Below are 23,242 nucleotides of genomic sequence, written 5' to 3'. Positions count from 1 at the left end.
GGGGGCCTTTCAGATCAGCGGGGACGATGGATATGAGCGCTTTGGACGATGCCGAACGCGGCCATCAGCACCAGCATGGCCGATCCGCCATAGCTGACCATTGGCAGAGGGACGCCCACAACCGGTGCCATGCCCATCACCATCGACATGTTGACGGCAAAGAACAAGAAGAAGTTCAGCGCGATGCCCAGAGTAACCAGTGACGAGAACCGATCCTTGGTGGCCAGTGCGGTCGCCATGCAGAACACAAGGATCAGGGCATAGAGAATCAAGAGCGTGATGCCACCGACAAACCCGAACTCCTCTGCGAGGGTGGTGAAGATGAAATCGGTGTGTTTCTCGGGCAGGAAGTTCAGCCGGGATTGCGTACCCTGCATGAAACCGCGCCCGTTCCAGCCGCCGGAACCAAGGGCGATCTTGGATTGCGTGATGTGATATCCGGCACCCAAAGGATCGGTAGAAGGGTCAAGAAACGTGTCGATCCGGCGGAACTGATAATCCTTGAGCAACTGCCATTCGGTCCCGCGACTGTTGAACACGGCGGCGATCAGGCCCACGACGGCGGCAATGACGGCTGCAAAGTAAGCCCAGTGGACACCCGCAAGAAACATCAGCCCGCCACCGGCAGCCAACAGCAGGATCGACGTGCCGAGATCCGGCTGCTTCAGAACCAGCAGGGTTGGTAGGACAATCAGGGCCACGGGAATAAAGACCCACAGAGGGCGCGACGTCTTGTGCGATGGCAGCCAGTCGTAATATGCCGCCAGAACCATGACCAGGGCCACCTTCATGACTTCTGAGGGTTGCAGGCGCATGAACCCAAGGTCGATCCAACGCTGCGCACCCATGCCGATGGTGCCGAACAATTCCACGAAGACCAGCAACGCAACCGACCCGAGATAGGCCAGCACGGACATGTTGCGCCAGAACCAGATCGGAACCAAAGCAATGATGAACATCGCGATCAGGCCAAGCCCAAACCGCTCCATCTGCGGTTCTGCCCAGGGTGTCCACGACCCGCCTGCAACCGAATACAGCATCAGGAACCCTGCGCTGGCCGTGCTGATCAGCAACAGGGTCAGCGGCCAGTTCATGTACAGGAATTTCCGAAACCCCGACGGCGTGGATTTCACGGCATATTCAAGATAGCTCATGCGCGGTCCTTTCCATCGGGACGCGCTTTGGGGCGACGGTCGCCCTCGAGCCGTTTTTGCTGTTCCTTGATGCGCTCGCGGTCGGCAACCGGATATGCTTCAAGCGGCGGAGTACCGTTATAGAGCGCCTGAAGCATGATATCGCGGGCGACCGGTGCCGCCGCCTTGGACCCGCCGCCGCCATGTTCAACGACCACGGCAACCGCGTATTTCGGATTGTCATAGGGCGCGAAGCAGACGAACAAGGCGTGGTCGCGACGTTCCCATGGCAGGTCTTCGTTGCGTATAACGCCGGCGGCACGCTCGGCCTTAGTGATGTTGCGGACCTGGCTGGTGCCGGTTTTGCCGGCCATGCGGAACTCGTCTGCGATGATGCGACTGCGATAGGCCGTCCCCCGCCGATCATTCGAGACCGAGTACATGGCCTTGCGCACCTGTTCCAGATTGTAGGCGTTGATGTCCAGCGGTTCCCCTGCGCCCGAAGGCTGCTCGACACCGTCGATCGATCGTACAAGGCGCGGTGTCACAGATCGGCCGGTGGCGATACGAGCCGTCATGACGGCCAGTTGAAGCGGTGATGCCAGCATGAACCCTTGCCCGATGGACGCGTTGGCCGTGTCGCCCACCAGCCAATCCTGACCGTGTGTCCGCTGCTTCCATTCCTGGTTGGGGGCAAGTCCAGCGGCAACCGCCGACATCGGAATATCGTGCTTGACGCCCAGCCCCAATGTACGGGCCATTTCGGATATCTTGTCGATCCCGACCCGCAAAGCCACGTCGTAGTAATAGACGTCGCAGCTGCGTTTAAGCGACAGGTTCAGATCGACCGTACCATGCCCGCCGCGCTTCCAGCAGTGGAACCTGCGGCTGCCGACCTTCAGATGTCCGGGGCAATACACTGTGTTTCCAGGGCCTATCACGCCGGCCTCCAGCGCGGCCAATGCGGTGACCATCTTGAACGTCGACCCCGGAGGATAAGTGCCTTGTACGGACTTGTTGGCCAGAGGGCGATACTTGTCCCCCGTCAATGCCCGATAATCAGCGACCGAGATACCGCGCACAAACAGATTAGGATCGAAACTGGGTGTAGAGCTGACAGCGCGCAGGTCCCCGGTTTCGCAATCCAGAACAATTGCAGCCGCGCTTTCACCTGCCAGCCGCGCTTGCGCATATTGTTGCAGGTCGGCATCGATCGCCAATTGCAAGTCCGCACCCGGCTGACCTTCCTGCCGGTCCAGCTCGCGCATGACGCGCCCTGTGGCATTGACTTCGACACGCTTTGCGCCGGCTTTGCCACGCAGGGCTGTTTCCTGCTTGGCTTCCAACCCGACCTTGCCAATCTGAAACCTGGGAATTCGCAAAACCGGCTCGGGGTCTTCGAGCTTGCTGAGATCGTAGTCGCTGACCGGGCCGACATAGCCGACGATATGGGCGAAATCCTCATAGCGCGGGTATTGCCGTGTCAGACCGACCTCGGGCGTCACACCCGGAAGGGCCGGGGCATTGACTGCGACTTTCGAGATGTCTTCCCAAGTGACCTGATCCGCCAGAGTGACCGGCAGGAACGGCGCTGATCGGCGCATTTCGGTCCGGGCGCGTTCGATCTCATCGTCGTTCAGCGGGATGAGTTCCGACAATTTGGCAATCACCTTGTCGACGTCGCCTGCGTCTTCACGCACGATGACGATGCGATAGGATGGTGAGTTCTGACCGATGATCTGCCCGTTGCGATCATAGATACGTCCACGGGTTGGCGGGATCAGTCGAATGTTGATGCGGTTTTCTTCGGCCAGCAGGCGGTATTCGTCGGCCTGATCCACCTGCATGAAACGCATCCGTGCGGCCAGCCCGCCGATAAAAGCCGCCTGCAAACCGCCCAGCAGCAGCGCCCGGCGTGGCAGGCGTTTATAGGCAAGGCCCTGCGACTTGGGTTTGCGTTGTTTCATGCTCCGCCCCCTACGGCTCCAGCATCCGAAGCAGACAGGCGGTGGACGCCAAATACGCTTTGGCTCAACAGCACGATGATCGGGTAGAAGGCGATTGTCAGCACAAGTTGAATCACGACTGGCCACAAAGCGGCCTGCTGCACCGACAAGATCGACAGAACGACTCGGTTGATCAAAAACACCATGGCAATCACCACACCGACGGACATCCATTCACCGACAAATCCGGTGTCCTTCATACCCGGAGCGGCAGAGCGCAGATAGGCTGTGCCAAACACCACCAGCGCGGCCAGAAGGCCCGGCGGGCGTTGCAGCAACAGATCCGCCATCAGCATGACAAACGCGACCAACACGGTGGGCACATAATCGGGGCGCCGCAATACCCAGGCAAAGGTCAGCGCAACCAACACATCAGGAAAAGGCCAGCGATCCGGTTGCGCATCGAGCGGCAGCAAGTGCATGAACAGCACGACAAAGGCCAGCGCAACGTAAAGGCCGCGCATTGCCCAGTTGTATGAGGCGGGCCTATCCATCGCTGACCTCATCCGGTACAAGCGCAGTTTCGGGCCGAGTTGGCCCGACGATCCCACCCGGATCTTGAATTGGCGGGGGCGAATGGAAGCGCAGAACGCGAAGAAACTCGAGCCGTTCAAAATCCGCTGAAAGGCGAACGCGCAGACGGCCGCCCGGATCCGCGGCGATCTGGCCGATCAAAAGGCCTGCCGGAAAAACGCCACCGTCGCCGGATGTGATCACCCGATCACCGGGGCGGACCAGCTCTCGGTTTTCCAGGAATTCGACCACTGGGGCCGGAGTATTGTCTCCTTTGATCAACGCGGTCTGGCCAGAAGGCTGAATCGTTGCCGGAATGGCGCTGGTGGCATCCGTCACCAGGATCACCCGAGCCGTATCTGGCCCGACGCCGGAAATTCGGCCCACCAGCCCGATGCCATCCATCGTGGCCCAGCCATCAACGATCCCGTCGCGTTCCCCCACATTCAACAGGACGGACTGCCGGAAGGGTGACCCGCTGTCGGCCATCACAACACCCGTGATGTATGTCAGGCGCGGGTCGAGGCGGACATTGTTCAGATCCAACAGCCGCGCATTTTCCTGCTCCAATTGCAGTGCGGCCTCTTTCCAGGCACGCATCAGGCGCAGTTCGCTGCGCAGCTCGCGATTCTGCTCGCTCAGACGCTGGTAGCTTTGGAAATCACGCACAAGGTTCACAGCGGCAGTCACCGGCACCATGGCCCAATCCATCGACGGTACGACTGCGTCCACCACCTGCGCGCGGAACCGCTCGACGCGCGGGCTGTCGATCCGCCAGACTAGAAAGATGCCCAGCAAGCACAGGATGACGATCCCCAGCAACAAGCGGCGCAGAGGGGTCGTGTAGTCATCGCGCTGTGATCGGTCTTTTGCCACAGGTTACCTTCCCGTGCTGCTCGTGCCGAATTCAGACTGCCCCCTGAAAGGTGCGCGCCTCAGCTTTCGTAGTCAATCGCGTGGCGCAGCTGTTTTTCGTATTCTAGCGCCTTGCCGGTGCCCAAAGCCACACAATTCAGGCTTTCGTCCGCGATGGACACGGCCAGGCCTGTCTGTTCGCGCAGGGCCAGATCCAGATCACCCAGAAGCGCGCCACCGCCGGTCAACATCACGCCCCGGTCCACGATATCGGCGGCCAGATCGGGCGGAGTGGTTTCCAGCGCAGTCATCACCGCTTCGCAGATCTGCTGGACGGGTTCCGACAGCGCCTCGGCGACCTGGGCCTGGCTGATCTCGATTTCCTTGGGTACGCCGTTCAACAGGTCACGACCCCGGATATGCATCGACTGGCCGCGGCCATCATCAGGCATCCGCGCCGTGCCAATTGTCGTCTTGATCCGCTCGGCAGTGGATTCACCGACCAGCAGGTTCTGCTGGCGACGCAGGTACGAGATGATGGCTTCATCCATGCGGTCACCACCAACACGGACCGAGCGGGCATAGACGATGTCGCCCAGCGACAGAACCGCCACTTCGGTTGTACCACCGCCGATGTCGACGACCATGTTGCCGGTCGGGTCGGTGATCGGCATGCCCGCGCCGATGGCGGCGGCGATCGGTTCGGCGATCAGGCCGGCGCGGCGGGCACCAGCGGACAGAACCGACTGACGGATCGCTCGCTTTTCAACGGGTGTCGCGCCATGGGGGACGCAGACGATGATCTTGGGCTTCGAGAAAGTCGAACGCTTGTGAACCTTGCGGATGAAGTGCTTGATCATTTCTTCGGCTGTATCGAAGTCAGCAATCACACCTTCGCGCATGGGGCGGATGGCTTCGATCGAACCGGGCGTCCGGCCCAGCATCAGCTTGGCATCTTCGCCGACAGCCAGAACTTTCTTCACGCCGTCCTTGACGTGATAGGCTACGACCGAAGGCTCAGACAGGATGACACCGCGCCCCTTGACGTAAACCAGCGTGTTCGCCGTTCCAAGGTCGATGGCCATGTCCGCTGTGAACAGGCCGCCCAGATTGCCAAAGATCCCCATGTTTCCCCTGATCCTGTATGTCGGTTTTTCTACTGCCCGCGACTCGACGGTTCCGGGACGGATGACTTATAGGGTGCCATCACGCCCGGTAAAAGGGCTGATTCCGCGACAATCAGCACCTTTCCGCCTTATTGAATGGGACTTTAGAAGGCAAAATGCTCTCTTATCAACACATTTACCACGCCGGGAATCTGGCTGATGTCCAAAAGCACGCATTGCTGGCCTGGGTGCTGAATTATTTGACGCAGAAGGACAAGCCGCTCAGCTATGTCGAAACGCATTCCGGGCGGGGGCTGTACCAGTTGGACGCGGACGAATCCATGCGGACGGGCGAGGCGGCGGCGGGAATCGAGCGCGCGAAACGAGAAGGGTGGTTCGGCCCCGGGCATCCGATGGCGCGGGTTCTGAAAAACATACAGGCCCGGCACGGCGACGCGGCCTATCCGGGGTCGCCGATGATTGCAGCACATCTGTTGAGGGATCAGGACAGTCTGCATTTTGCCGAGCTGCACCCCCAGGAACATGCCGCGCTGTCTTTGGCAATGTCACCGTTCGGGGCGAAGGTGTATCGGCAGGACGGGTTTGAACTGGTGCAATCCCTGATGCCTCCGACGCCGCGACGGGGGCTTTTGCTGATTGACCCAAGCTATGAGGTGAAGACCGATTACGATCGACTGCCCGGAGTGATTGCCAAACTGCACCGGAAATGGAATGTCGGGGTGATCGCGCTGTGGTACCCGGTGTTGTCGGACAAACGCCACGCACGGATGATCGTGACGCTTGAAGCGCAAAACTTCCCCAAGGCTATTTGTCATGAGGTGACATTTCCACCGGTGCGCGAGGGGCATCGGATGGTGGGATCAGGGATGTTCATTCTGAACGCACCATTCGGCATTGAGGAAGAAACGACACGCCTGTCGCAGCTATTTGCAAGCCTCTGAGGTCAGCCAAAGAAATGCAACCGATACTCCCGCCCTGTTTGCCTGCATCAGAGATGCAGTCAAATATGTTGGGCCCGGCAGCGCGCCGCAGGCGCGCTGCCGGGCCCAAAGCTGCAAGGGTGCTCGGCGCAGCCGGGCAACCGCAGGTGCGGGAGCCCCTCACCGCGCCACTTTGGATCAGGTCAGGTCTTTGTAGCTGATTTCGCGGGCATCCGCGCCCGGGCCGGTCTTTTCCCGGCGCACGATCAGGCGGTTCAGCGCGTGGATATAGGCTTTGGCCGAAGCCACGACGGTATCCGTGTTCGCCGACTGACCCGTGGCGATCATGCCATCTTCTTCCAGCCTGACCGAAACCGTGGCCTGCGCATCGGTGCCTTCGGTCACCGCATGAACCTGATACAGCTGCAAACGGGCCGTGTTGGGGTGAATCGCACGGATTGCCTTGAAGGTCGCGTCTACCGGCCCGTCGCCATGTTCAGTTGCGATGACGTCCTTGCCGTCGACTTCCAGCTCAACCGTCGATTCCGCCTGCCCGCCGGTGCCGCAGGTGACTTTCATCGACACCAATTGCAGATAGTCGTCCGCCTCGTCCAACGTCATCAGCGCAATGAGATCGTCGTCGAACACTTCTTTCTTGCGGTCCGCCAGATCCTTGAACCGCACGAAGATGTCTTTGAGTTGATTGTCGCCAACTTCAAAGCCCAGCGTTTCCAGTTTGTCGCGCAGAGCCGCGCGGCCCGAGTGCTTGCCCAGAGGCAGGGATGTGCCCGACAGGCCGATATCCTCGGGGCGCATGATCTCGAAATTGTCGCGGTTCTTGAGCATGCCGTCCTGATGGATGCCGCTTTCGTGGGCAAACGCGTTCTTGCCGACGATGGCCTTGTTGAACTGAACGTTGAAGCCCGACACCGTAGCGACCCGGCGCGAGATATGCATGATCTTGGTCGTGTCGATCCCGGTGTGGAAGGGCATGATGTCATTGCGCGTGCGCATAGCCATTACGACCTCTTCCAGGGCGGTGTTGCCGGCGCGTTCGCCCAGGCCGTTGATGGTGCATTCGATCTGGCGTGCGCCACCGATGACCGCCGCCAGCGAATTCGCTGTCGCCATGCCGAGGTCGTTGTGACAATGGGTGGCGAAGATCACCTCATCTGCGCCCGGAACCGTTTCGATCAGGCGTTTGATCAGGTCAGCGGATTCCAGAGGCGCAGTATATCCCACGGTGTCGGGGATGTTGATGGTGGTTGCCCCGGCCTTGATCGCGATTTCGATGACGCGGCACAGGTAATCCCACTCGGTCCGGGTCGCGTCCATCGGCGACCACTGCACGTTTTCGCACAGGTTGCGCGCGTGGCTGACCGTTTCGTGAATTTTGTCAGCCATCTCGTCCTGTGTCAGGTTCGGAATGGCGCGGTGCAGCGGAGAGGTGCCGATGAATGTGTGAATGCGGTTCTGTTCCGCGTGTTTGACCGCCTCCCAGCAGCGGTCGATATCGGCGAAATTGGCGCGGGCCAGACCGCAGATGCGGCTGTTTTTCGATCGTTGTGCGATCTCGGACACCGCTTTGAAGTCACCTTCGGATGCGATCGGAAAACCCGCTTCGATGATGTCGACGCCCATGTCATCCAACAGTTCGGCAATCTCGAGCTTTTCGTCGTGGGTCATGGTCGCGCCGGGGCTCTGCTCGCCGTCGCGCAAAGTGGTATCAAAGATCAAGACGCGGTCTTGGTCGGTCACGTTGGTCATGGGAATCTCTTTCTTGTCTGTCCTAAAGCCTGTTGGCGCGCTGGCGTCCTCCTCTGAGCGGGCGCGCCGGATGGCACGCTCAGAGGCGGATTAGGATCAGTAGGCCACGCAGAACCGCGCCGTGAGGGGCGGCTTTGGCAAAAGGGATATCTGCGCAGTTGATCATGGGTTTGAGGTTATACAGACGCCGCCGGGAATGAAAAGAACCAATTTTCGACAAGTTGCGGTGTACGGGGTTGGAAATTCCCGTCCCTTGATTGATCCGTCCATGCCGCTAGCTGGTCGCAGATGGATACTGCTTTGATCATTGGTGCGTCCGGCGGGATTGGTGCGGCCGTACGCGAGCAATTGGAGGCACAGGGCGTTGCGGTGACGTGCCTCTCGCGCTCTGTCGAGGGGTTCGATCTGATGGAGCCAGATCGAGCAAGCCGGATGCTTGATCGCCTATCGGGCCCGTTCGATCTTGTTCTCGTCGCTTCCGGGGCGCTGGAAATTTCAGGCAATGCGCCCGAAAAGACCATTCGATCTGTTTCGGCAAGGGCAATGATGGACCAGTTTGCTCTGAATGCCGTTGGTCCGGCGTTGGTGCTAAGCCGGGCCCATCAGTTGTTGCCGCGATATCGGCGTTCCGTATTTGCTGTATTGTCCGCGCGGGTCGGGTCCATTGGCGACAATCGGATGGGCGGCTGGATCAGCTACCGCGCGGCCAAGGCCGCGGTCAATCAAATCGTCCATACTTCGGCAATTGAATTGGCCCGGACCCATAAACAGGCGATATGTGTTGCGCTGCATCCCGGCACGGTCAAGACAGAGTTTACTCGGAAATATCTGGGACGGCATCCTGCCGTTGAACCCGGTGAAGCCGCGCGCAACCTGATGTCCGTGATCGGCGGGTTGCGCCCGGCGGATACCGGTGGGTTCTTTGACTGGGCCGGAAAACCAGTTCCCTGGTGAGCGATCATTCGCCAGACGGATCTGGCTGTGCCGTCTCTGAGTCCGGGTCTGTCTGCTGTGCCGGAGCGTCTACGCCGCCCTGCTGGTCCTGGGTTTGATTTGGCAAAACACCGTTTTCCCAGATACCGGTTTCTTCTTGCCCGTTGGCATAGCGCATGGTTCCGCTGCCCTGCCTTTTGTTGTCGACAAAGTTGCCCTCATAGACGTCGCCGTTCGAATAGGTCGCTATGCCTTCGCCGTTGATTTTGCCTTCGGACCAGTCGCCGACATACTTGAACCCGGCAGGGGTCACGATTTCTCCTTTGCCGTGGCGCTTACCGTTCACGAAATCCCCGGTGTATACCGTGCCGTCAGAGTAGGTCGCCTTGCCTTTTCCCTGACGAACCCCGTTGACCCAGTCTCCGTCATAGATCGAACCGTCCGCGCGGGTCATCACACCCTTGCCGTGGCTTTGCGCGTTTTTGAACTGGCCCTTGTAGATCATGCCGGTGGCATAGGTCGCCGTACCCTGGCCTTCGATGACGCCGGCGATCCACTCACCCTCGTAAGTGGAGCCGTCGGGATAGGTGATGCGGCCGTTTCCTTCCGCCAGATCGGCCACGAAATCGCCCACATAGACCGAACCGTCGGGATAGGTCAGCTCACCCAGGCCTTCTATCTGACCCTGGTTCCAGTCGCCGGTGTACACAAAACCATCGGTTCCGGTGAACGTGCCTGTGCCATGGCGGCGATCATCGACAAAATCGCCCTCGTAGACGTCCCCTGACGCGTGAGTTACTTTGCCTTTGCCCTGACGGCGCCCCTGCACAAGCTTGCCTTCATAAACATCGCCATTGGCATAGGTCAGGCGACCTGTCCCGGTGATCTGGTCCTGCGTCCATTCGCCTTCGTATACCATTCCGTCAGGCATTGTCTGGGTGCCCGTGCCATCGCGCAAGCCGGCGTTGACATCGCCTTCGTAAACGCTGCCATCGACATAGGTGATCGTGGCCTTGCCTTGCCGCTGACCGTCCACCCAGTCGCCATCGTAGACATATCCGTCGGGAAAGGTCAGTTTTCCCTTGCCGTGCCGTTGTGCGTTCCTGAACTCACCCTCATATCGCGAGCCATTGGCAAATTCAGCGACGCCCGTGCCGTTGATGGATCCGTTGGACCATTCTCCATCATAGCTGCTGCCATTGGCGTAAACGATCTTGCCGCGCCCTTCCGGCTGACCTTTGACGAACGCGCCTTCATAAACCGATCCATCCGGGTACTTGGTGACGCCCTGGCCCTGAATTTCGCCTTCCACCCACTGGCCGGTGTATTCGAACCCGTTGGGCAGCCGATACGTACCCGTCCCGTGGCGCAGGCCATTCTCATAAGTGCCCTCGTAGACGCCGCCCACTTCGTCATCCTTGACGATAATCGTGCCGTCCTGTGCAAAAGCGGTCGCAGCTGCCAGGCTCATGGCCACAGCCCCAATTGAGTTTCGGATCACGTTCATTTTGGTCCTGCCTGCCGGATCATCGTTGGTTGCATCCCTGGGCGCAAAACTAGGGTACCGTCGCGGGCAGGGCAACGGGTTTTGCCGCATTGGCCTTTTACTCGCGCGATGATCTGCTAAATGGCAATAGGACTGACGAGGCAAGAGGGCAGCATGGCCGACCGTTTCCGCATCACTCTGGCGCAACTGAACCCGACCTTAGGGGATATCGACGGCAATGCGGCCAAGGTCGTTGCCGCGTGGGAACAGGGCAAGGCGGCGGGGGCCGATCTGGTGGCGTTCCCCGAGATGTTCATCACCGGATACAACACGCAGGATCTGGTGCTGAAGCCGGTATTTCATCGCGCGGCCATGGATGCGGTCGAGTCTCTGGCGGCGAAATGCGCCGATGGGCCCGCGATTGCCCTGGGTGGTCCGTGGGTCGATGATGGCAAGTTGTACAATGCCTATCTGATCCTGAAGGGGGGGCGGATCACCAGCAAGGTTCTGAAGCACCACCTGCCGAATGAGACTGTTTTCGACGAAGTACGCCTGTATGATGCCGGTCCTCTGGGCGGTCCGTATTCGGTTGGCAACTTCCGGATCGGCAGTCCCATCTGCGAGGATGGCTGGCACCCGGATGTGGCGGAAACGCTTGAGGAAACCGGGGCCGAGTTTCTGCTGATCCCCAATGGGTCGCCCTATTTCCGGAACAAATACGATGTACGTCTGAACCATATGGTCGCGCGCGTGGTCGAAACGGGCCTGCCGCTGATCTACCTGAACATGGTCGGCGGGCAGGACGATCAGGTCTTTGACGGCGCCAGCTTCGGTCTCAACCCGGGCGGAGAGCTGGCCTTCAGGATGCCGGTATTCGACGAAGTGGTTTCTCAGGTGGATCTTGAGCGCGGCGATGATGGCTGGCGCATTGTGCCGGCAGAAATCGTGCCCCAGCCGGATGTGTGGGAGCAGGATTACCGCGCGATGGTGCAATCCCTGCGGGACTATATGGGCAAGACCGGTTTCAAAAAGGCAGTTCTGGGACTGTCCGGAGGGATCGATTCCGCGTTGGTGGCGACCATCGCGGTGGATGCCATCGGGGCCGACAATGTTCGCTGCGTGATGTTGCCGTCGGAATATACCAGCCAAGCGTCATTGGACGATGCCGAAGCCGTCGCCAAGGCGCTGGGTGTGCACTATGACCATGTGCCGATTTCGGAAAGCCGGGCTGCCGTCACCAACACGCTCGCTCCGCTATTTGCGGGGTTGGACGAAGGCTTGACCGAGGAGAACATTCAGTCGCGCCTGCGCGGGCTTTTGCTGATGGCGATCTCGAACAAGTTTGGTGAAATGCTGTTGACCACCGGCAACAAGTCCGAGGTTGCGGTGGGCTATGCCACGATCTATGGCGACATGAATGGCGGCTACAACCCGATCAAGGATCTGTACAAGACCCGCGTGTTCGAAACCTGCCGCTGGCGCAACGCCAACAATCGAGACTGGATGATGGGGCCTGACGGAGAGGTCATTCGCCCGTCCGTCATCGACAAACCCCCCAGCGCCGAACTGCGCGAAGATCAGAAGGACAGTGACAGCCTGCCGGACTATCCCGTACTGGACGCGATACTTGACATTCTGGTCGATCAGGATGGCTCCATCGCGGATTGCGTCGCCGCCGGATTTGACGAGGCGGACGCGCGAAAGGTCGAGCACCTGATCTATATCAGCGAGTACAAACGGTTCCAGTCCGCTCCGGGCACGCGCTTGAGTAAGCGGGCATTCTGGCTGGACCGGCGGTACCCGATCGTAAATCGCTGGCGTGATCGTCACTGAAATCGAAGCCAAACTCGTCAGATCGGAAACAGTGAAGTTTCGGTGCTTTGCATTGTTCCCTGATCGAGGGGCAAAGCCCGTGCAACCGGGCGAAAAAGGCCATCCCTGGCTTGCTTGGGTGACATTTTTCTGACACATTTTTGCTTGGAAGTTGCCCAATGTGGGGCGGATGCGACGCATTGTCGTTGATGGCGAGGGCCGAATGTGGCGAACGCAGCGTATCCGGGGTTGGATGTCTGAGTGAATGGTTTGGTGTTAAAATGTACGAGGATTATGAAAAATCGCTTCATGCGCCTTTGAAATGGCGCACAATGGAATCTCCGCCGCAAGAATTGGATGAAAAAAAGCTGGATGCAGCAATTGCCGATCTGTTGAATGAGCAGCGGCAGTCGGAAGATCAGAAAGCGGCCATGTTGCGGCCAGAGTTTCCGCAATTGCTTCCTCAGGAAGACGCATCCGCGCAAGCGGCGCTGAAGGAAAACCGGTTGTCCGCGATCTTGCGCCAGAAATGGGCGGAACTGTCCGGCGCAGCGTAACCTTCGGCCCGCGCTTTTAACCTCAGGCGTCTGGGTCACAGATGCCGAAAATCTTATGTTGCGGTGGCAGTTTGTATTGCCCATGCTTTGTCTTTTGGTCTCCATAGCGGTCCAAGCGACAGAGTAAGGCCTATTGATGACCGCGCCCAAACCGACTCCTGTAGAACCTGATCTTGCCCTGCCCAAAACCGTTGATGTCGTGGTCATCGGCGGCGGAATCATCGGCGTTTCAACCGCATTGGAACTGGCAGAGCGGGGCGCTTCGGTTCTTGTGTGCGAAAAAGGGCAGATTGCAGCCGAACAAAGTTCACGCAATTGGGGCTGGGTCCGTCTTGGGATGCGGGACCCAAGAGAGATACCCCTGATGCAGGAATCGTTGCGCATCTGGCAGACGCTCGATGACCGGCTGGACCGCAAGACAGGTTACACCCGATCCGGTATCCTTTTTGGCGCATCCGGCAGGCGGGATACCGGCAACATGGAACGTTGGCTGCACCATGTCGAAGGATTGCAGACCGGCGCGCGGATGGTTTTTGGCGGTGAGTTGGCAGACCTTTTGCACGGCAACCAATCGGGCTTTGAATCCGCTTTGTACATGCCGCAGGACGGTCGTGCCGAACCTCAATGGACAGCCCCCGCCATTGCCGAAGCTGCGCGGGCTCGGGGCGCGGTGATCATGACGAACTGCGCCGTGCGCAGTTTGGACGTTCAGGCTGGACGTATCGCCGGTGTTTTCACCGAGCGCGGCAAAGTTGCCAGCGGCCGCGTCGTTCTGGCCGGGGGCGCGTGGTCGCGCCTGTTTGCAGGCAATGCGGGGATCGAACTGCCGCAGCTGAAGGTTCTGAATACGGTCCTGCGCACATCCCCCGTCGCAGAGGGGCCCGAGACGTCGTTGTGGTCGGATGACTTTGCGATCCGAAAACGGGCCGATGGCGGTTACACAATTGCCTCCGGCCATGAGAATACCGTGGACATCGTGCCGGACAGCTTTCGATTGGCGATGCAGTTTCTGCCGGCTTTTGTGCAGGAGTGGAAATCTCTGCGCTTTCGCCTGTCCAAACGCTGGACGATCGAAGCACAACAGGACCGGAGATGGCTGCCAACCGATGTGACGCCGTTCGAAAAGTGCCGGATCCTAGACCCTGAGCCGTCTCAAAAAACGTTGCGACGCGCCTGGGCCAGTGCATGCAAGGGATACCCCGCTGTGCAAACAGGCGAGATCGTACAAAGCTGGGCAGGTATGATCGATGTGACGCCGGATGCGATTCCCGTCATCTCGGGCGTGGATGATCTGCCGGGAATGTACATTGCCACGGGGTTTTCAGGCCATGGCTTTGGAATCGGCCCCGGGGCGGGGCGGCTGATGGCTGATCTGGTTGCCGAAACAACGGCTTGCGTGGACCCGGCCGCCTTTCGCTTGTCGCGGTTCAGTGACGGTTCAATAGTGCGGCCGGATCCGGGGTACTGAACGCTCAGCCCATCATCTGGTAGCTAACCGGGACAAAGCGAAAGCCTTCTCCACGGGTCTCAACATACCCGGCGCCGGGGAAGGGCATGTGATAGCCGACCATAGGCACCTTGTCGGCAGCCAGCATGCCAAGAACATCGCGGCGTGCGGCAGTGGCTGCGGCCTTGTCCATGTCAAACCGGACTTCCCATTCTGGATTGGCGAAAGACCAGACATAGTGGTTGGCCAGATCCGCCGTCAGCACCAGACGTTGCCCGTTGCTTTCCAAATGGTAGACCGTGTGGCCCGGTGTGTGGCCATAAGCGGCCACTGCGGTAATGCCCGAGGCAACCTCGCCCCCGTCTTCGACAAAGGTCATTTTCTCGGCCAAAGGTGTGACTTTTTCAGCGACCAGATCGCCCACACGATTGCCTGCGTCCTGCGCAGCCCAGAAATCATATTCCGGAGAAGCCGTCACGTAGCGCGCATTGGCGAAGGTGGGCGCGCCTTCGGTGGTCATGCCACCGATATGGTCAGGGTGCATATGCGTTATCACGACCACATCGATCTGATCCGGGGTCACGCCCGCATCTGCCAGCGCGGCCTGTATGCCACCTTGCCCCAGACCGGTATCAAACAGAACCAGCTCTGATCCCGTGTTGACCAGTGAGGGGGTAAAGAAAAACTGTGCGACGTCTGCCGGAATGAAGTTTTCAGCCGAAACCTTGGCAAATTCTTCGTCCGTCGCTCCGCCCCCAAAAATCTCTTTGGCTCCGTCGCGTGGAAAGCTGCCATCCAGCAGGGTCGTGACCGTGAAATCGCCAATATGAAATGACCTGGCGATTGTCGAGTTTGCTTTGGTTTCCGGGCTGGCGGCCAGAACCGGTGCGGCCGCAGCTGCAAACGGCAAGGCGGCGGCACTTCCCAAAGCGGCGCGGCGTGAAAGTTTTATTGTCATCTTCGTTCTCCCTGTCAGGACATCATTGTTGCAGTTAGGGCGTCGAGAGTCTCCTGCCAGTTTATACGCCATTCAGATGGGGTGCATGGATGAATAATACGTGTTAATTTTTGTTCATGGCGCGATCAGACAACAAGACAGTTCCGACAGATCAAAGCGTCGAGAATTTCCTGAGAACGGTTCAACCGGCGCGCCGTGCTGAAGACGCGCACCAGCTTGACAAATTGTTTCGCGCCACCACCGGGTTTAGCCCGGTCATGTGGGGCCCGTCGATCGTCGGGTATGGCCGCTACCACTATCGCTACAAATCGGGTCGTGAAGGGGTCTTTCTGGCAACCGGTTTTTCGCCGCGCAAATCAGCTTTGGTGATTTACATCATGCCGGGTTACGCAGATTTTGCGGATCTCATGGCCAGATTGGGAAAGCACAAGTTGGGCAAGTCCTGTCTTTACGTCAACAAACTGGCGGATATCGACACGGGCGTTTTGCGCGAACTCATTCGCGCCGGACTGGACGACCTCGACAGGGTGTGGCCGGTGAAACCTTTCTGAATCACCTGATGGATCAAGCGGCGGCTGGACAAAAACGCCCCCATGTGACAAGAGCCGCGCCAACAGGAGACACCCATGACAACCACCCGTTTCGCCCCGTCGCCCACCGGTTACATCCATGTGGGCAACCTGCGCACCGCCCTGATGAACTATCTGATTGCCCGCAAGGCAGGCGGTACGTTTATCCTGCGCATCGATGATACCGACCCCGAGCGGTCGAAAGAAGAATATGTCGATGCCATCAAGCAGGACCTGGAATGGCTGGGTTTGCATTGGGACCGGGTCGAGCGTCAGTCGGACCGTCTGGACCGCTATGCCGAAGCGGCCGACAAGCTGCGCGCGATGGGTCGTTTGTACGAAGCGTTCGAAACGCCGACCGAGCTGGATCTGAAACGCAAGAAGCAACTGAACATGGGCAAGCCGCCGGTCTATGACCGCGCTGCGCTGAACCTGTCGGAGGCCGAGAAAGAGAAGCTGCGCGCCGAACGTGGCAACGGCGTCTGGCGCTTCAAGCTGGATCATGAACGTATCGAATGGAATGACGGCATTCTTGGCGACATCTCGATTGATGCGGCTTCGGTTTCCGATCCGGTTCTGATCCGTGGCGATGGTCAGGTTCTCTATACGATTGCGTCGGTTGTGGATGATACTGAAATGGGCGTGACGGATGTTGTACGGGGTTCGGACCATGTGACCAACACGGCGACGCAGATCCAGATCATCGAGGCGCTGGGCGGGCGTTGTCCACGCTTTGCCCACCATTCTCTGCTGACTGGTCCGCAGGGCGAGGCATTGTCGAAACGGCTGGGCACGCTGGCCTTGCGCGATCTTCGCGAACAGGGTGTGCAACCGATGGCATTGCTGAGCCTTATGGCGCGTCTGGGCTCGTCTGATCCGGTTGAGCTGCGCTCGGAAATGGCCGAGCTGATCGAAGGGTTCGATGTAAACCGGTTTGGCGCCGCGCCGACCAAGTTCGATGTACAGGACCTGTTCCCGCTGACCGCCAGGCATTTGCAATCGCTGCCGCTGTCCGAGGTGGCCAGTGCCGTTGCGGATGCCGGTGTTCCAGATGAATTGGCAGAACCTTTCTGGGCTATGGCCCGCGAAAACATCACCACCCTGGCCGATCTCAAGGGCTGGTGGGAGCTGTGCCGTGACGGGGCCGATCCCTTGATCGCCGATGAAGATCGGGAATTCATTGCCCAGGCGATGGCTTTGCTGCCCGAAGGTCCCTTCGATGGTGACACGTGGGGCACTTGGACCAAAGCCGTGAAAGAGGCAACCGGTCGCAAGGGCAAAGGCCTGTTCATGCCACTGCGCAAAGCGTTGACCGGCATGGAGCGCGGCCCGGAAATGGCTGCGCTGATGCCGTTGCTACAGGTGATCCGCGCGCGCGGCTAACGTGGTGGCACACCAATTTTCTGGGCCACGTCATCGGCGTGGCCCTTTTTTTATGCCGGCTGTACGAACCGAACCGACAATCTTGTCAGGCGGTCATCGACAAAATCACGTTCGACAGGTTTGAGTTGCTGATGGCGTGGATAACGCGGTTCGGCGCGATCATTCACGATCGGGGCGTCCCAGCCTGTTGTCGTCTCAAAGAATCGATCCGCGCCGTCTTCGCCGAATGCCCGCAAGTAACCCTGCACGACAACATCGATATAGCTGAGCAGCAACGGGTGGTGATTGCTGGGCTGGTTGTGCCGATCCTGCGGGACGGCGTAGACAGCTATTTCGACGTCGTGCGTCAGGGGATGTGAAACCGACTGCGTTGCGGGAATTCGGTCATACGCCCATTCCCGTTCATCCAGCGCGGCCCAGTCATTATTGGGAACATGCGCAATCATACCTTCGATCTCTGACTTCGGGTCGGGCACGGCAGTCAGAAACGCCACGGGTCGCAGATCGGTATGCCGCCAGGCCCGCCGCCAACCCTTCAGTCGCGCGGGGCGCGGATCGGGGAAATCATGCGTCGCGAGGTTCACGAGGCTGCCATAGCCAAAGAAATAGGGGTCGGCCATCCAAGAAGTGTCCTTTGGGTCGATTGATGTATGTCAAACCGCTTTTTTCCCGGACATGCAATAAGGTTGCATCTTGAATTTAGGGAGGCCCTCATGCGGATTACCAAAAGGACGAATATCGCTGTGCGCCTGTTGATGTATTGCGCAGCTCACCCGGACAGGCTGGTCACGAAATCCGAAATCGCCGAAGTGTGCAACATTTCGGAAAACCATCTGGCGCAGGTGATCAATCAGCTGAGCCAGCTGAACTATCTGAGCACGCAGCGCGGTCGAAACGGTGGCATGTCGCTGGCGCGCCCTGCGGATCAGATACGCATCGGTGCGGTGTTCCGGCATGTTGAAGGGGCTTTGCCCATTGCCGAGTGTTTCGCCGACGCTGACAACACGTGCCCGCTCACGGATGCCTGCCGGCTGAGGCTTGCGCTTCAGGACGCGGCAGAGGTGTTCTATGCGTCCCTGGACGATGTTACCCTGGATGCGCTGGTATGTGACAATGATCCGCTGCTGAGGCTCTTGCAGCCCGTGGCCTGCGTGCGCTGATTTCAATCGCTCGCTCGCAATATGCGCGCCGGACGCACCGAAAGTGGACGCAGGGCAAATGCCAGCCCAGCACATAACGTGACGCCTATCCCGGCCAGTACGATGCCGAAGGCCGATGACCAGATGACCGTGAACTCTGTGTCGAAGATGTAGGTGGCAACGGCCCAGCCGCCCAGAATGCCAACGAACAGCGCGACGCAACCCGCAGCGGTCCCAAGCAGAACGGATCGCAGGCCAAAGCTGCGCAGGATACGGCCACGATCTGCACCCAATGTCCTGAGGATCGCTGCTTCGTATCTGCGGGCAGGTTCGCCTGCCGCCGCAGCGCCGATCAGAACCAGAAATCCGGTCAGCAGCGATACTCCTGCACCGTACGAGGTTGCTGCGGCGATGCCCGCCAGCAGGCCCGAGACACGATCAATGGCGTCGCGCACCCGGATGGCCGTGATATTGGGGAACTGGCCTGCAAGATCCCGCAGGATGGCCGCCTCGGCCTGTTCTTCGGCATAGACCGTCGCGATAAAGCTGTGCGGCGCACCGGCCAGCGCAGAGGGGTTCATCGACATGACAAAGCCCATTCCCGCGGTAGAGAAATCCACCTCGCGCAGGGACGTCAGCTCTGCCGTGATGTCACGCCCCAGGATATTGACGGTCAGTTGGTCGCCCAGGTTCAGGCCCATCTCTTCGGCTTCTTCTGCGGCAAAGCTGACCTGGGGTGCACCTGCGTAATCTTCGGCCCACCATTCCCCTGCGGTCAGGCGTGCGTTCGGCGGCGGTTGAACCGAATAGGTCACGCCGCGATCCCCTTCCAGCACCCAGTGATCTCCGGCCACGTCCTGAGCGGGCTGGCCGTTGATCTGCGTGATGATCCCGCGCAACATCGGCGCGCTTTCAATGCGGCTGACCGCGGGGTCGTTTTGCAGGCGTTCGGTGAAGCCGGGCATTTGATCTTTCTGGATGTCCACAAAGAAGTACGACGGCGCAACATCCGGCAAGTTGCCCGAAATGGCGTTGCGCAGGGTCCCGTCGATCTGCCCGACCGCAGCCAGCACCGACAGGCCCAGCCCCAGTGACAGAACCACAGATCCTGCACCTTCGCGTGGGTCCGAGATGGCCGACAACGCCCATCTGACTGTGGGTCGCCCGCGGGCCAACGAAGTCCCAGCCCGGGCCAGTTTGCGAATGGCATAAGCGGCGAGGGCCAACAGCGCCAGTGCACCGACAAGCCCGCCGCCGGTCCAGACAGTAAGCCGCGTCGAGCCGCTGAACCATGATGCCAGGGCGATCAGCAACAACAGCCCGGCACCGGTTGCCACGACGTAAATCAGACGTGGAAAGGGGCGGGCCGAGCTCAGCGCGTCGCGAAACAACGTCGCGGCGCGCACATCTTCGGTGCGGGCCAATGGCCAAAGGGTGAACAGGAACGCTGTGAGCAGACCGTATATTGCCGCCTCGATCAGCGGCTGTGCATACAGCGAAAACACTGCTGGAACCGGCAATTGGCTTTCCAGCAGCGGGGCCAGAACAAGCGGCGCCAATCCACCCAGCGTCAGGCCGATCGCGATCCCGAAGACGGACAGAACGCCAATTTGAATCATGTAGGTTTGAAAAATGGTGGCGCGATCGGCCCCCAAGGTGCGCAGAGTCGCAACCGTTTCCGTCTTCTGCCCCAGATAAGCACGCACGGCGGCAGAAACGCCGATGCCTCCGACGGCAAGCCCGGACAGCCCGACAAGGACAAGAAATGCACTCAGGCGATTGACGAACTCGGATATCCCGGGGGCACCGTTGCGTGCATCCGTCCAGCGCATTCCAGTGCCTTCGAATGCCGCGTCAGCCCTTGCGGATACATCCGAAAGATCTGCGTTCCGGGGCAGGATCATCCTGTACTTTGTTGAAAACAGTGTTCCGGGTTCCAGCAGACCGGACGCCTGCAACGCCTTGGTTCGCACCAGAGTGCGCGGCCCAAGGCCAAACCCATCCGCCGCGCTGTCGGGCTCGTCCAGCAAGGCAGCCGTCAGGATGAACTCTTGCGTCCCAAGTGAAAACCGATCACCGACGGACACCCCGAGCCGGTCCATCAGCACAGGTTCCATCACCGCCCCGGGCAAGCCGGAGCTACCGTTCAGGGCGTCTTCCAGCGGGATCTCGGGTTCCAGCCGTACCGAGCCGACAAGTGGGTACACGTTGTCGACCGACTTGACTTGAGTCAGCGCTCGTTCCGGACCTGTCGCGCCGGGCACAACGGCCATCGAGCGGAAATCGACAACCTCGGACATCTGGACGGATGTCTGTTGCATCCAGGCGCGCTCTGCCTCATCGGCAAAACGATAGGTGAATTCAAGTTCGGCATCGCCCCCCAGCAGCGAGGCCCCTTCTTGCGCAAGCCCAGCCTGTATGGCCTGCCGCACCGACCCGACGGCCGCAATGGCTGCGACCCCCAACGCCAAACAGGCCAGAAAGATCCGAAAACCGCTCAGGCCTCCGCGTAGCTCGCGGCGGGCGAGCCGCCCGGCCATCCGCAGGCTCATTCCGCGGCCTCCTGCCGGGTCTCTTCGGCGATCCTGCCGTCACGCAACCGAACGACCCGATCACATCTTTCGGCCAATGAATGGCTGTGTGTCACCAGAACTAGGGTTGCATCATATTTCCGGCGCAGACCAAACAGTAAATCAACAATTGCGGCCCCGTTGGTTTCGTCCAGGTTCCCGGTCGGTTCATCAGCCAACAGGATTTGGGGACGTGGTGCAGATGCTCGCGCCAAGGCAACACGTTGTTGTTCTCCGCCCGACAGTTGCGCCGGGTAATGATCGCGACGGTGCGACAGGCCAACGGCGTCCAGCTCTTGCTCGGCCCGGTCGAACGCATCCTTGTGCCCTGCCAGTTCCAGTGGGGTTGCCACGTTTTCAAGCGCGGTCATTGTCGGGATCAGATGGAAGTTCTGAAACACCACCCCCATACTGTCGCGTCGAAACCGGGCCAGAGCGTCCTCATCCATGTCGGTAAGGTCTTGACCCAGCGCCATGATTTGACCGTGCGTCGCCTGTTCCAACCCCGCCATCAACATCAGCAGCGAAGACTTGCCCGAGCCAGAAGGCCCGATAAGCCCCAGCGTCTCGCCTTTGTTCACAGTCAAAGTAATGTCATGCAGGATATCGACCCGCCCGGCATTGCCATCCAGGGACAAAGCGGCATCTTGGAGGGCGAGAACAGCAGTCGTCATGGGTCTACCCGAAAAAGGAGCGGTCTTTTGGGATATGGAGCGATCACCACGTTGCGCAAGGCTTTGATGGCAGGCCTTTTCACGTGGTGCGGTTTTGCGGCCACAGCCGAACAAGTGGTGATTGCGGCTTTAGGGGACTCGCTGACTCAGGGCTATGGGCTGGTGGAGGAAAGCGGGTTTGTTCCACAGCTTGAACGCTGGTTGCAGACGCAGGGCGCGGATGTCCGCGTCATCAACGCAGGCGTTTCGGGTGACACGACGGCGGGTGGGGCCGCACGTGTGGACTGGACCCTGACACCGGATGTGGATGGCATGATCGTTGCCCTTGGCGGCAACGACCTGCTGCGGGGGATCGACCCTGCCGTATCAAAGGCCAATCTGCGCAGGATCCTGGACGTGGCGCGGGGCACGAATGTACCGGTTCTGCTGATCGGTATGCAGGCGCCGGGCAACTACGGGGCCGATTACAAGCAAGCTTTCGACGGAATGTACCCAGACCTGGCAAATGAGTTCGACGTCCTCTTCGCCGCCAGTTTCTTTGAAGGTCTTGCGGCCGAGGGCGACCCCGGTGCGGTATCGCAGTTCATGCAGCCGGACGGAATACATCCAAACGCGGATGGGGTGGCAAAGATCGTTGAATCACTGGGGCCGTCCGTTCTGAAGCTGGTTGATCAGGCGGGTCGAGCGGAATAGGCGCCCATCCATGGGCACCTAGACGACCGTGACAACGGTTCCGATCGGGACCCGGTTGTACAAATCGATCACATGCTCGTTCAGCATTCGTATGCACCCGTTGGACACCGCCCGGCCAATGGTCTGCGGCTGCGTCGTGCCGTGGATGCGGAAATAGGTATCGACACCGTTCTGGAACAGATACAGCGCGCGCGCGCCCAGCGGGTTATCTCCGCCGCCGGGTTGGACATAGTCATTGTCCTTGAATTTGGCGTAAGCGACGGGATCACGTTCGATCATCTCATCGGTCGGGCGCCAGGTCGGCCATTCCTTTTTCACATCGATGGTGGCCGTGCCGGTAAACTCCAACCCCGCTTTTCCGACGCCGCATCCATAGCGGATCGCTTTGCGAGGTTCCGTGACGTAGTAAAGGTAGAACGACCGGGGCGCGACCAGCAGCTGACCAGGTACGAACTGTTTCTTGATGCGCACGAATTGCGGTGTCGGATCATACTCGACCGCTTTTTTGGCGCTGGCGATGCCCGGCAACATGCTTGCTGCTGTTCCGGCCAGAAAAATACGGCGTGTAAACATCGAAACCCTCGTCGAATGACCAATGAAACTGAAACCAATTTCATCATGATACGATATTTGGTCAATTCTAGGGCAGGCATCACGTGGACGTGATGTGTCCTGCCTGCCACCCGAGGTGGTGGCGGGA

21 protein-coding genes are annotated in these 23,242 nt (G+C 59.6%); 9 read left to right on the top strand and 12 right to left on the bottom strand.

Going from position 1 to position 23,242, the window contains the following annotated elements; genetic code table 11:
- Positions 1 to 14: 14 nt before the first annotated feature.
- The 5 genes from rodA to GS620_RS15470 are packed head-to-tail and all read right to left on the bottom strand — an operon-like array spanning position 15 to position 5,634.
- Positions 15 to 1,154 carry a rod shape-determining protein RodA gene (gene rodA / locus GS620_RS15490; protein WP_171206015.1) on the bottom strand — a complete coding sequence of 380 codons (1,140 nt, stop codon included), beginning with the start codon at positions 1,152 to 1,154 and terminating at the stop codon, positions 15 to 17.
- Positions 1,151 to 3,100: a penicillin-binding protein 2 gene (gene mrdA, locus GS620_RS15485; protein WP_171331337.1), complete on the bottom strand. Its 1,950-nt coding sequence runs from the start codon at positions 3,098 to 3,100 to the stop codon at positions 1,151 to 1,153. Before mrdA ends, rodA begins: the two co-directional genes overlap by 4 nt.
- Positions 3,097 to 3,633, bottom strand: coding sequence for a rod shape-determining protein MreD (locus GS620_RS15480; RefSeq protein WP_171616763.1), 537 nt, complete (start codon positions 3,631 to 3,633; stop codon positions 3,097 to 3,099). The genes mrdA and GS620_RS15480 overlap by 4 nt, the downstream gene beginning before the upstream one ends.
- Positions 3,626 to 4,528: a rod shape-determining protein MreC gene (gene mreC, locus GS620_RS15475; protein ID WP_170346418.1), complete on the bottom strand. Its 903-nt coding sequence runs from the start codon at positions 4,526 to 4,528 to the stop codon at positions 3,626 to 3,628. The genes GS620_RS15480 and mreC overlap by 8 nt, the downstream gene beginning before the upstream one ends.
- A gap of 59 nt (positions 4,529 to 4,587) precedes the next feature.
- The gene (locus GS620_RS15470) at positions 4,588 to 5,634 is read right to left on the bottom strand and encodes a rod shape-determining protein (RefSeq protein ID WP_039523195.1); all 1,047 of its coding nucleotides are present in this window, start codon (positions 5,632 to 5,634) and stop codon (positions 4,588 to 4,590) included.
- A 155-nt stretch (positions 5,635 to 5,789) separates the two neighbouring features.
- Between GS620_RS15470 and GS620_RS15465 the strand changes: the two genes are divergently transcribed.
- Positions 5,790 to 6,575 (top strand): 23S rRNA (adenine(2030)-N(6))-methyltransferase RlmJ, encoded by a 786-nt coding sequence (locus GS620_RS15465; protein WP_171616761.1) that lies wholly within the window; start codon positions 5,790 to 5,792, stop codon positions 6,573 to 6,575.
- A 177-nt stretch (positions 6,576 to 6,752) separates the two neighbouring features.
- Here the strand turns inward: GS620_RS15465 and GS620_RS15460 are convergent, their stop codons facing one another.
- Positions 6,753 to 8,321: a 2-isopropylmalate synthase gene (locus GS620_RS15460; protein ID WP_171119655.1), complete on the bottom strand. Its 1,569-nt coding sequence runs from the start codon at positions 8,319 to 8,321 to the stop codon at positions 6,753 to 6,755.
- A 288-nt stretch (positions 8,322 to 8,609) separates the two neighbouring features.
- Between GS620_RS15460 and GS620_RS15455 the strand changes: the two genes are divergently transcribed.
- A complete protein-coding gene (locus tag GS620_RS15455; RefSeq protein WP_171206011.1) occupies positions 8,610 to 9,275 on the top strand; it encodes an SDR family NAD(P)-dependent oxidoreductase in 666 nt (221 codons plus the stop codon).
- Between the two features lie 4 nt (positions 9,276 to 9,279).
- Here the strand turns inward: GS620_RS15455 and GS620_RS15450 are convergent, their stop codons facing one another.
- Positions 9,280 to 10,761 (bottom strand): 2-isopropylmalate synthase, encoded by a 1,482-nt coding sequence (locus GS620_RS15450; protein ID WP_171616759.1) that lies wholly within the window; start codon positions 10,759 to 10,761, stop codon positions 9,280 to 9,282.
- A 153-nt stretch (positions 10,762 to 10,914) separates the two neighbouring features.
- On the opposite strand from GS620_RS15450, the gene GS620_RS15445 reads away from it, so the two are divergent.
- The 3 genes from GS620_RS15445 (at position 10,915) to GS620_RS15435 (ending at position 14,577) form a co-directional block, all read left to right on the top strand.
- Positions 10,915 to 12,573, top strand: a complete 1,659-nt coding sequence (locus GS620_RS15445; RefSeq protein WP_171616757.1) for an NAD+ synthase — start codon at positions 10,915 to 10,917, stop codon at positions 12,571 to 12,573.
- A gap of 260 nt (positions 12,574 to 12,833) precedes the next feature.
- Positions 12,834 to 13,109, top strand: a complete 276-nt coding sequence (locus tag GS620_RS15440) for a hypothetical protein (RefSeq protein ID WP_171616755.1) — start codon at positions 12,834 to 12,836, stop codon at positions 13,107 to 13,109.
- 136 nt (positions 13,110 to 13,245) lie between these two features.
- The gene (locus tag GS620_RS15435) at positions 13,246 to 14,577 is read left to right on the top strand and encodes an FAD-binding oxidoreductase (RefSeq protein WP_171616753.1); all 1,332 of its coding nucleotides are present in this window, start codon (positions 13,246 to 13,248) and stop codon (positions 14,575 to 14,577) included.
- Between the two features lie 4 nt (positions 14,578 to 14,581).
- On the opposite strand, the gene GS620_RS15430 is transcribed toward GS620_RS15435, so the two are convergent.
- A complete protein-coding gene (locus GS620_RS15430) occupies positions 14,582 to 15,514 on the bottom strand; it encodes an MBL fold metallo-hydrolase (protein WP_171616751.1) in 933 nt (310 codons plus the stop codon).
- Positions 15,515 to 15,630: 116 nt separating this feature from the next.
- On the opposite strand from GS620_RS15430, the gene GS620_RS15425 reads away from it, so the two are divergent.
- Positions 15,631 to 16,065, top strand: coding sequence for a DUF1801 domain-containing protein (locus GS620_RS15425; RefSeq protein ID WP_171206006.1), 435 nt, complete (start codon positions 15,631 to 15,633; stop codon positions 16,063 to 16,065).
- Positions 16,066 to 16,140: 75 nt separating this feature from the next.
- A complete protein-coding gene (gltX, locus tag GS620_RS15420; protein WP_171119648.1) occupies positions 16,141 to 17,466 on the top strand; it encodes a glutamate--tRNA ligase in 1,326 nt (441 codons plus the stop codon).
- 50 nt (positions 17,467 to 17,516) lie between these two features.
- Here gltX and GS620_RS15415 read toward each other — a convergent pair whose 3' ends face one another.
- A complete protein-coding gene (locus tag GS620_RS15415) occupies positions 17,517 to 18,086 on the bottom strand; it encodes a gamma-glutamylcyclotransferase family protein (RefSeq protein ID WP_171616749.1) in 570 nt (189 codons plus the stop codon).
- A 93-nt stretch (positions 18,087 to 18,179) separates the two neighbouring features.
- Here GS620_RS15415 and GS620_RS15410 point away from each other — a divergent pair, with 93 nt between their 5' ends.
- Positions 18,180 to 18,626, top strand: a complete 447-nt coding sequence (locus GS620_RS15410; RefSeq protein WP_170346430.1) for an Rrf2 family transcriptional regulator — start codon at positions 18,180 to 18,182, stop codon at positions 18,624 to 18,626.
- A 2-nt stretch (positions 18,627 to 18,628) separates the two neighbouring features.
- On the opposite strand, the gene GS620_RS15405 is transcribed toward GS620_RS15410, so the two are convergent.
- Positions 18,629 to 21,157: an ABC transporter permease gene (locus tag GS620_RS15405; protein WP_171616748.1), complete on the bottom strand. Its 2,529-nt coding sequence runs from the start codon at positions 21,155 to 21,157 to the stop codon at positions 18,629 to 18,631.
- A complete protein-coding gene (locus GS620_RS15400; protein ID WP_171233064.1) occupies positions 21,154 to 21,849 on the bottom strand; it encodes an ABC transporter ATP-binding protein in 696 nt (231 codons plus the stop codon). The genes GS620_RS15405 and GS620_RS15400 overlap by 4 nt, the downstream gene beginning before the upstream one ends.
- Positions 21,850 to 21,915: 66 nt before the next feature.
- On the opposite strand from GS620_RS15400, the gene GS620_RS15395 reads away from it, so the two are divergent.
- Positions 21,916 to 22,542: an arylesterase gene (locus GS620_RS15395; RefSeq protein ID WP_171206145.1), complete on the top strand. Its 627-nt coding sequence runs from the start codon at positions 21,916 to 21,918 to the stop codon at positions 22,540 to 22,542.
- A gap of 18 nt (positions 22,543 to 22,560) precedes the next feature.
- Here the strand turns inward: GS620_RS15395 and GS620_RS15390 are convergent, their stop codons facing one another.
- Positions 22,561 to 23,115, bottom strand: coding sequence for a L,D-transpeptidase (locus GS620_RS15390; protein ID WP_171119644.1), 555 nt, complete (start codon positions 23,113 to 23,115; stop codon positions 22,561 to 22,563).
- Between the last annotated feature and the right edge of the window lie 127 nt (positions 23,116 to 23,242).

This window comes from Ruegeria sp. HKCCD6428, assembly GCF_013110595.1.
In the GTDB taxonomy this organism is placed as follows: domain Bacteria; phylum Pseudomonadota; class Alphaproteobacteria; order Rhodobacterales; family Rhodobacteraceae; genus Ruegeria.
This window is presented reverse-complemented; position numbering and strand designations above follow the sequence as displayed.

Excerpts from the sequence above, each read along its gene's own strand:
- rodA (WP_171206015.1), bottom strand. The coding sequence starts at position 1,154 with ATGAGCTATCTTGAATATGCCGTGAAATCCACGCCGTCGGGGTTTCGG.
- mrdA (WP_171331337.1), bottom strand. The coding sequence starts at position 3,100 with ATGAAACAACGCAAACCCAAGTCGCAGGGCCTTGCCTATAAACGCCTG.
- GS620_RS15480 (WP_171616763.1), bottom strand. The coding sequence starts at position 3,633 with ATGGATAGGCCCGCCTCATACAACTGGGCAATGCGCGGCCTTTACGTT.
- GS620_RS15470 (WP_039523195.1), bottom strand. The coding sequence starts at position 5,634 with ATGGGGATCTTTGGCAATCTGGGCGGCCTGTTCACAGCGGACATGGCC.
- GS620_RS15465 (WP_171616761.1), top strand. The coding sequence starts at position 5,790 with ATGCTCTCTTATCAACACATTTACCACGCCGGGAATCTGGCTGATGTC.
- GS620_RS15460 (WP_171119655.1), bottom strand. The coding sequence starts at position 8,321 with ATGACCAACGTGACCGACCAAGACCGCGTCTTGATCTTTGATACCACT.
- GS620_RS15455 (WP_171206011.1), top strand. The coding sequence starts at position 8,610 with ATGGATACTGCTTTGATCATTGGTGCGTCCGGCGGGATTGGTGCGGCC.
- GS620_RS15450 (WP_171616759.1), bottom strand. The coding sequence starts at position 10,761 with ATGAACGTGATCCGAAACTCAATTGGGGCTGTGGCCATGAGCCTGGCA.
- GS620_RS15445 (WP_171616757.1), top strand. The coding sequence starts at position 10,915 with ATGGCCGACCGTTTCCGCATCACTCTGGCGCAACTGAACCCGACCTTA.
- GS620_RS15440 (WP_171616755.1), top strand. The coding sequence starts at position 12,834 with ATGTACGAGGATTATGAAAAATCGCTTCATGCGCCTTTGAAATGGCGC.
- GS620_RS15435 (WP_171616753.1), top strand. The coding sequence starts at position 13,246 with ATGACCGCGCCCAAACCGACTCCTGTAGAACCTGATCTTGCCCTGCCC.
- GS620_RS15430 (WP_171616751.1), bottom strand. The coding sequence starts at position 15,514 with ATGACAATAAAACTTTCACGCCGCGCCGCTTTGGGAAGTGCCGCCGCC.
- GS620_RS15425 (WP_171206006.1), top strand. The coding sequence starts at position 15,631 with ATGGCGCGATCAGACAACAAGACAGTTCCGACAGATCAAAGCGTCGAG.
- gltX (WP_171119648.1), top strand. The coding sequence starts at position 16,141 with ATGACAACCACCCGTTTCGCCCCGTCGCCCACCGGTTACATCCATGTG.
- GS620_RS15415 (WP_171616749.1), bottom strand. The coding sequence starts at position 18,086 with ATGGCCGACCCCTATTTCTTTGGCTATGGCAGCCTCGTGAACCTCGCG.
- GS620_RS15410 (WP_170346430.1), top strand. The coding sequence starts at position 18,180 with ATGCGGATTACCAAAAGGACGAATATCGCTGTGCGCCTGTTGATGTAT.
- GS620_RS15405 (WP_171616748.1), bottom strand. The coding sequence starts at position 21,157 with ATGAGCCTGCGGATGGCCGGGCGGCTCGCCCGCCGCGAGCTACGCGGA.
- GS620_RS15400 (WP_171233064.1), bottom strand. The coding sequence starts at position 21,849 with ATGACGACTGCTGTTCTCGCCCTCCAAGATGCCGCTTTGTCCCTGGAT.
- GS620_RS15395 (WP_171206145.1), top strand. The coding sequence starts at position 21,916 with ATGGCAGGCCTTTTCACGTGGTGCGGTTTTGCGGCCACAGCCGAACAA.
- GS620_RS15390 (WP_171119644.1), bottom strand. The coding sequence starts at position 23,115 with ATGTTTACACGCCGTATTTTTCTGGCCGGAACAGCAGCAAGCATGTTG.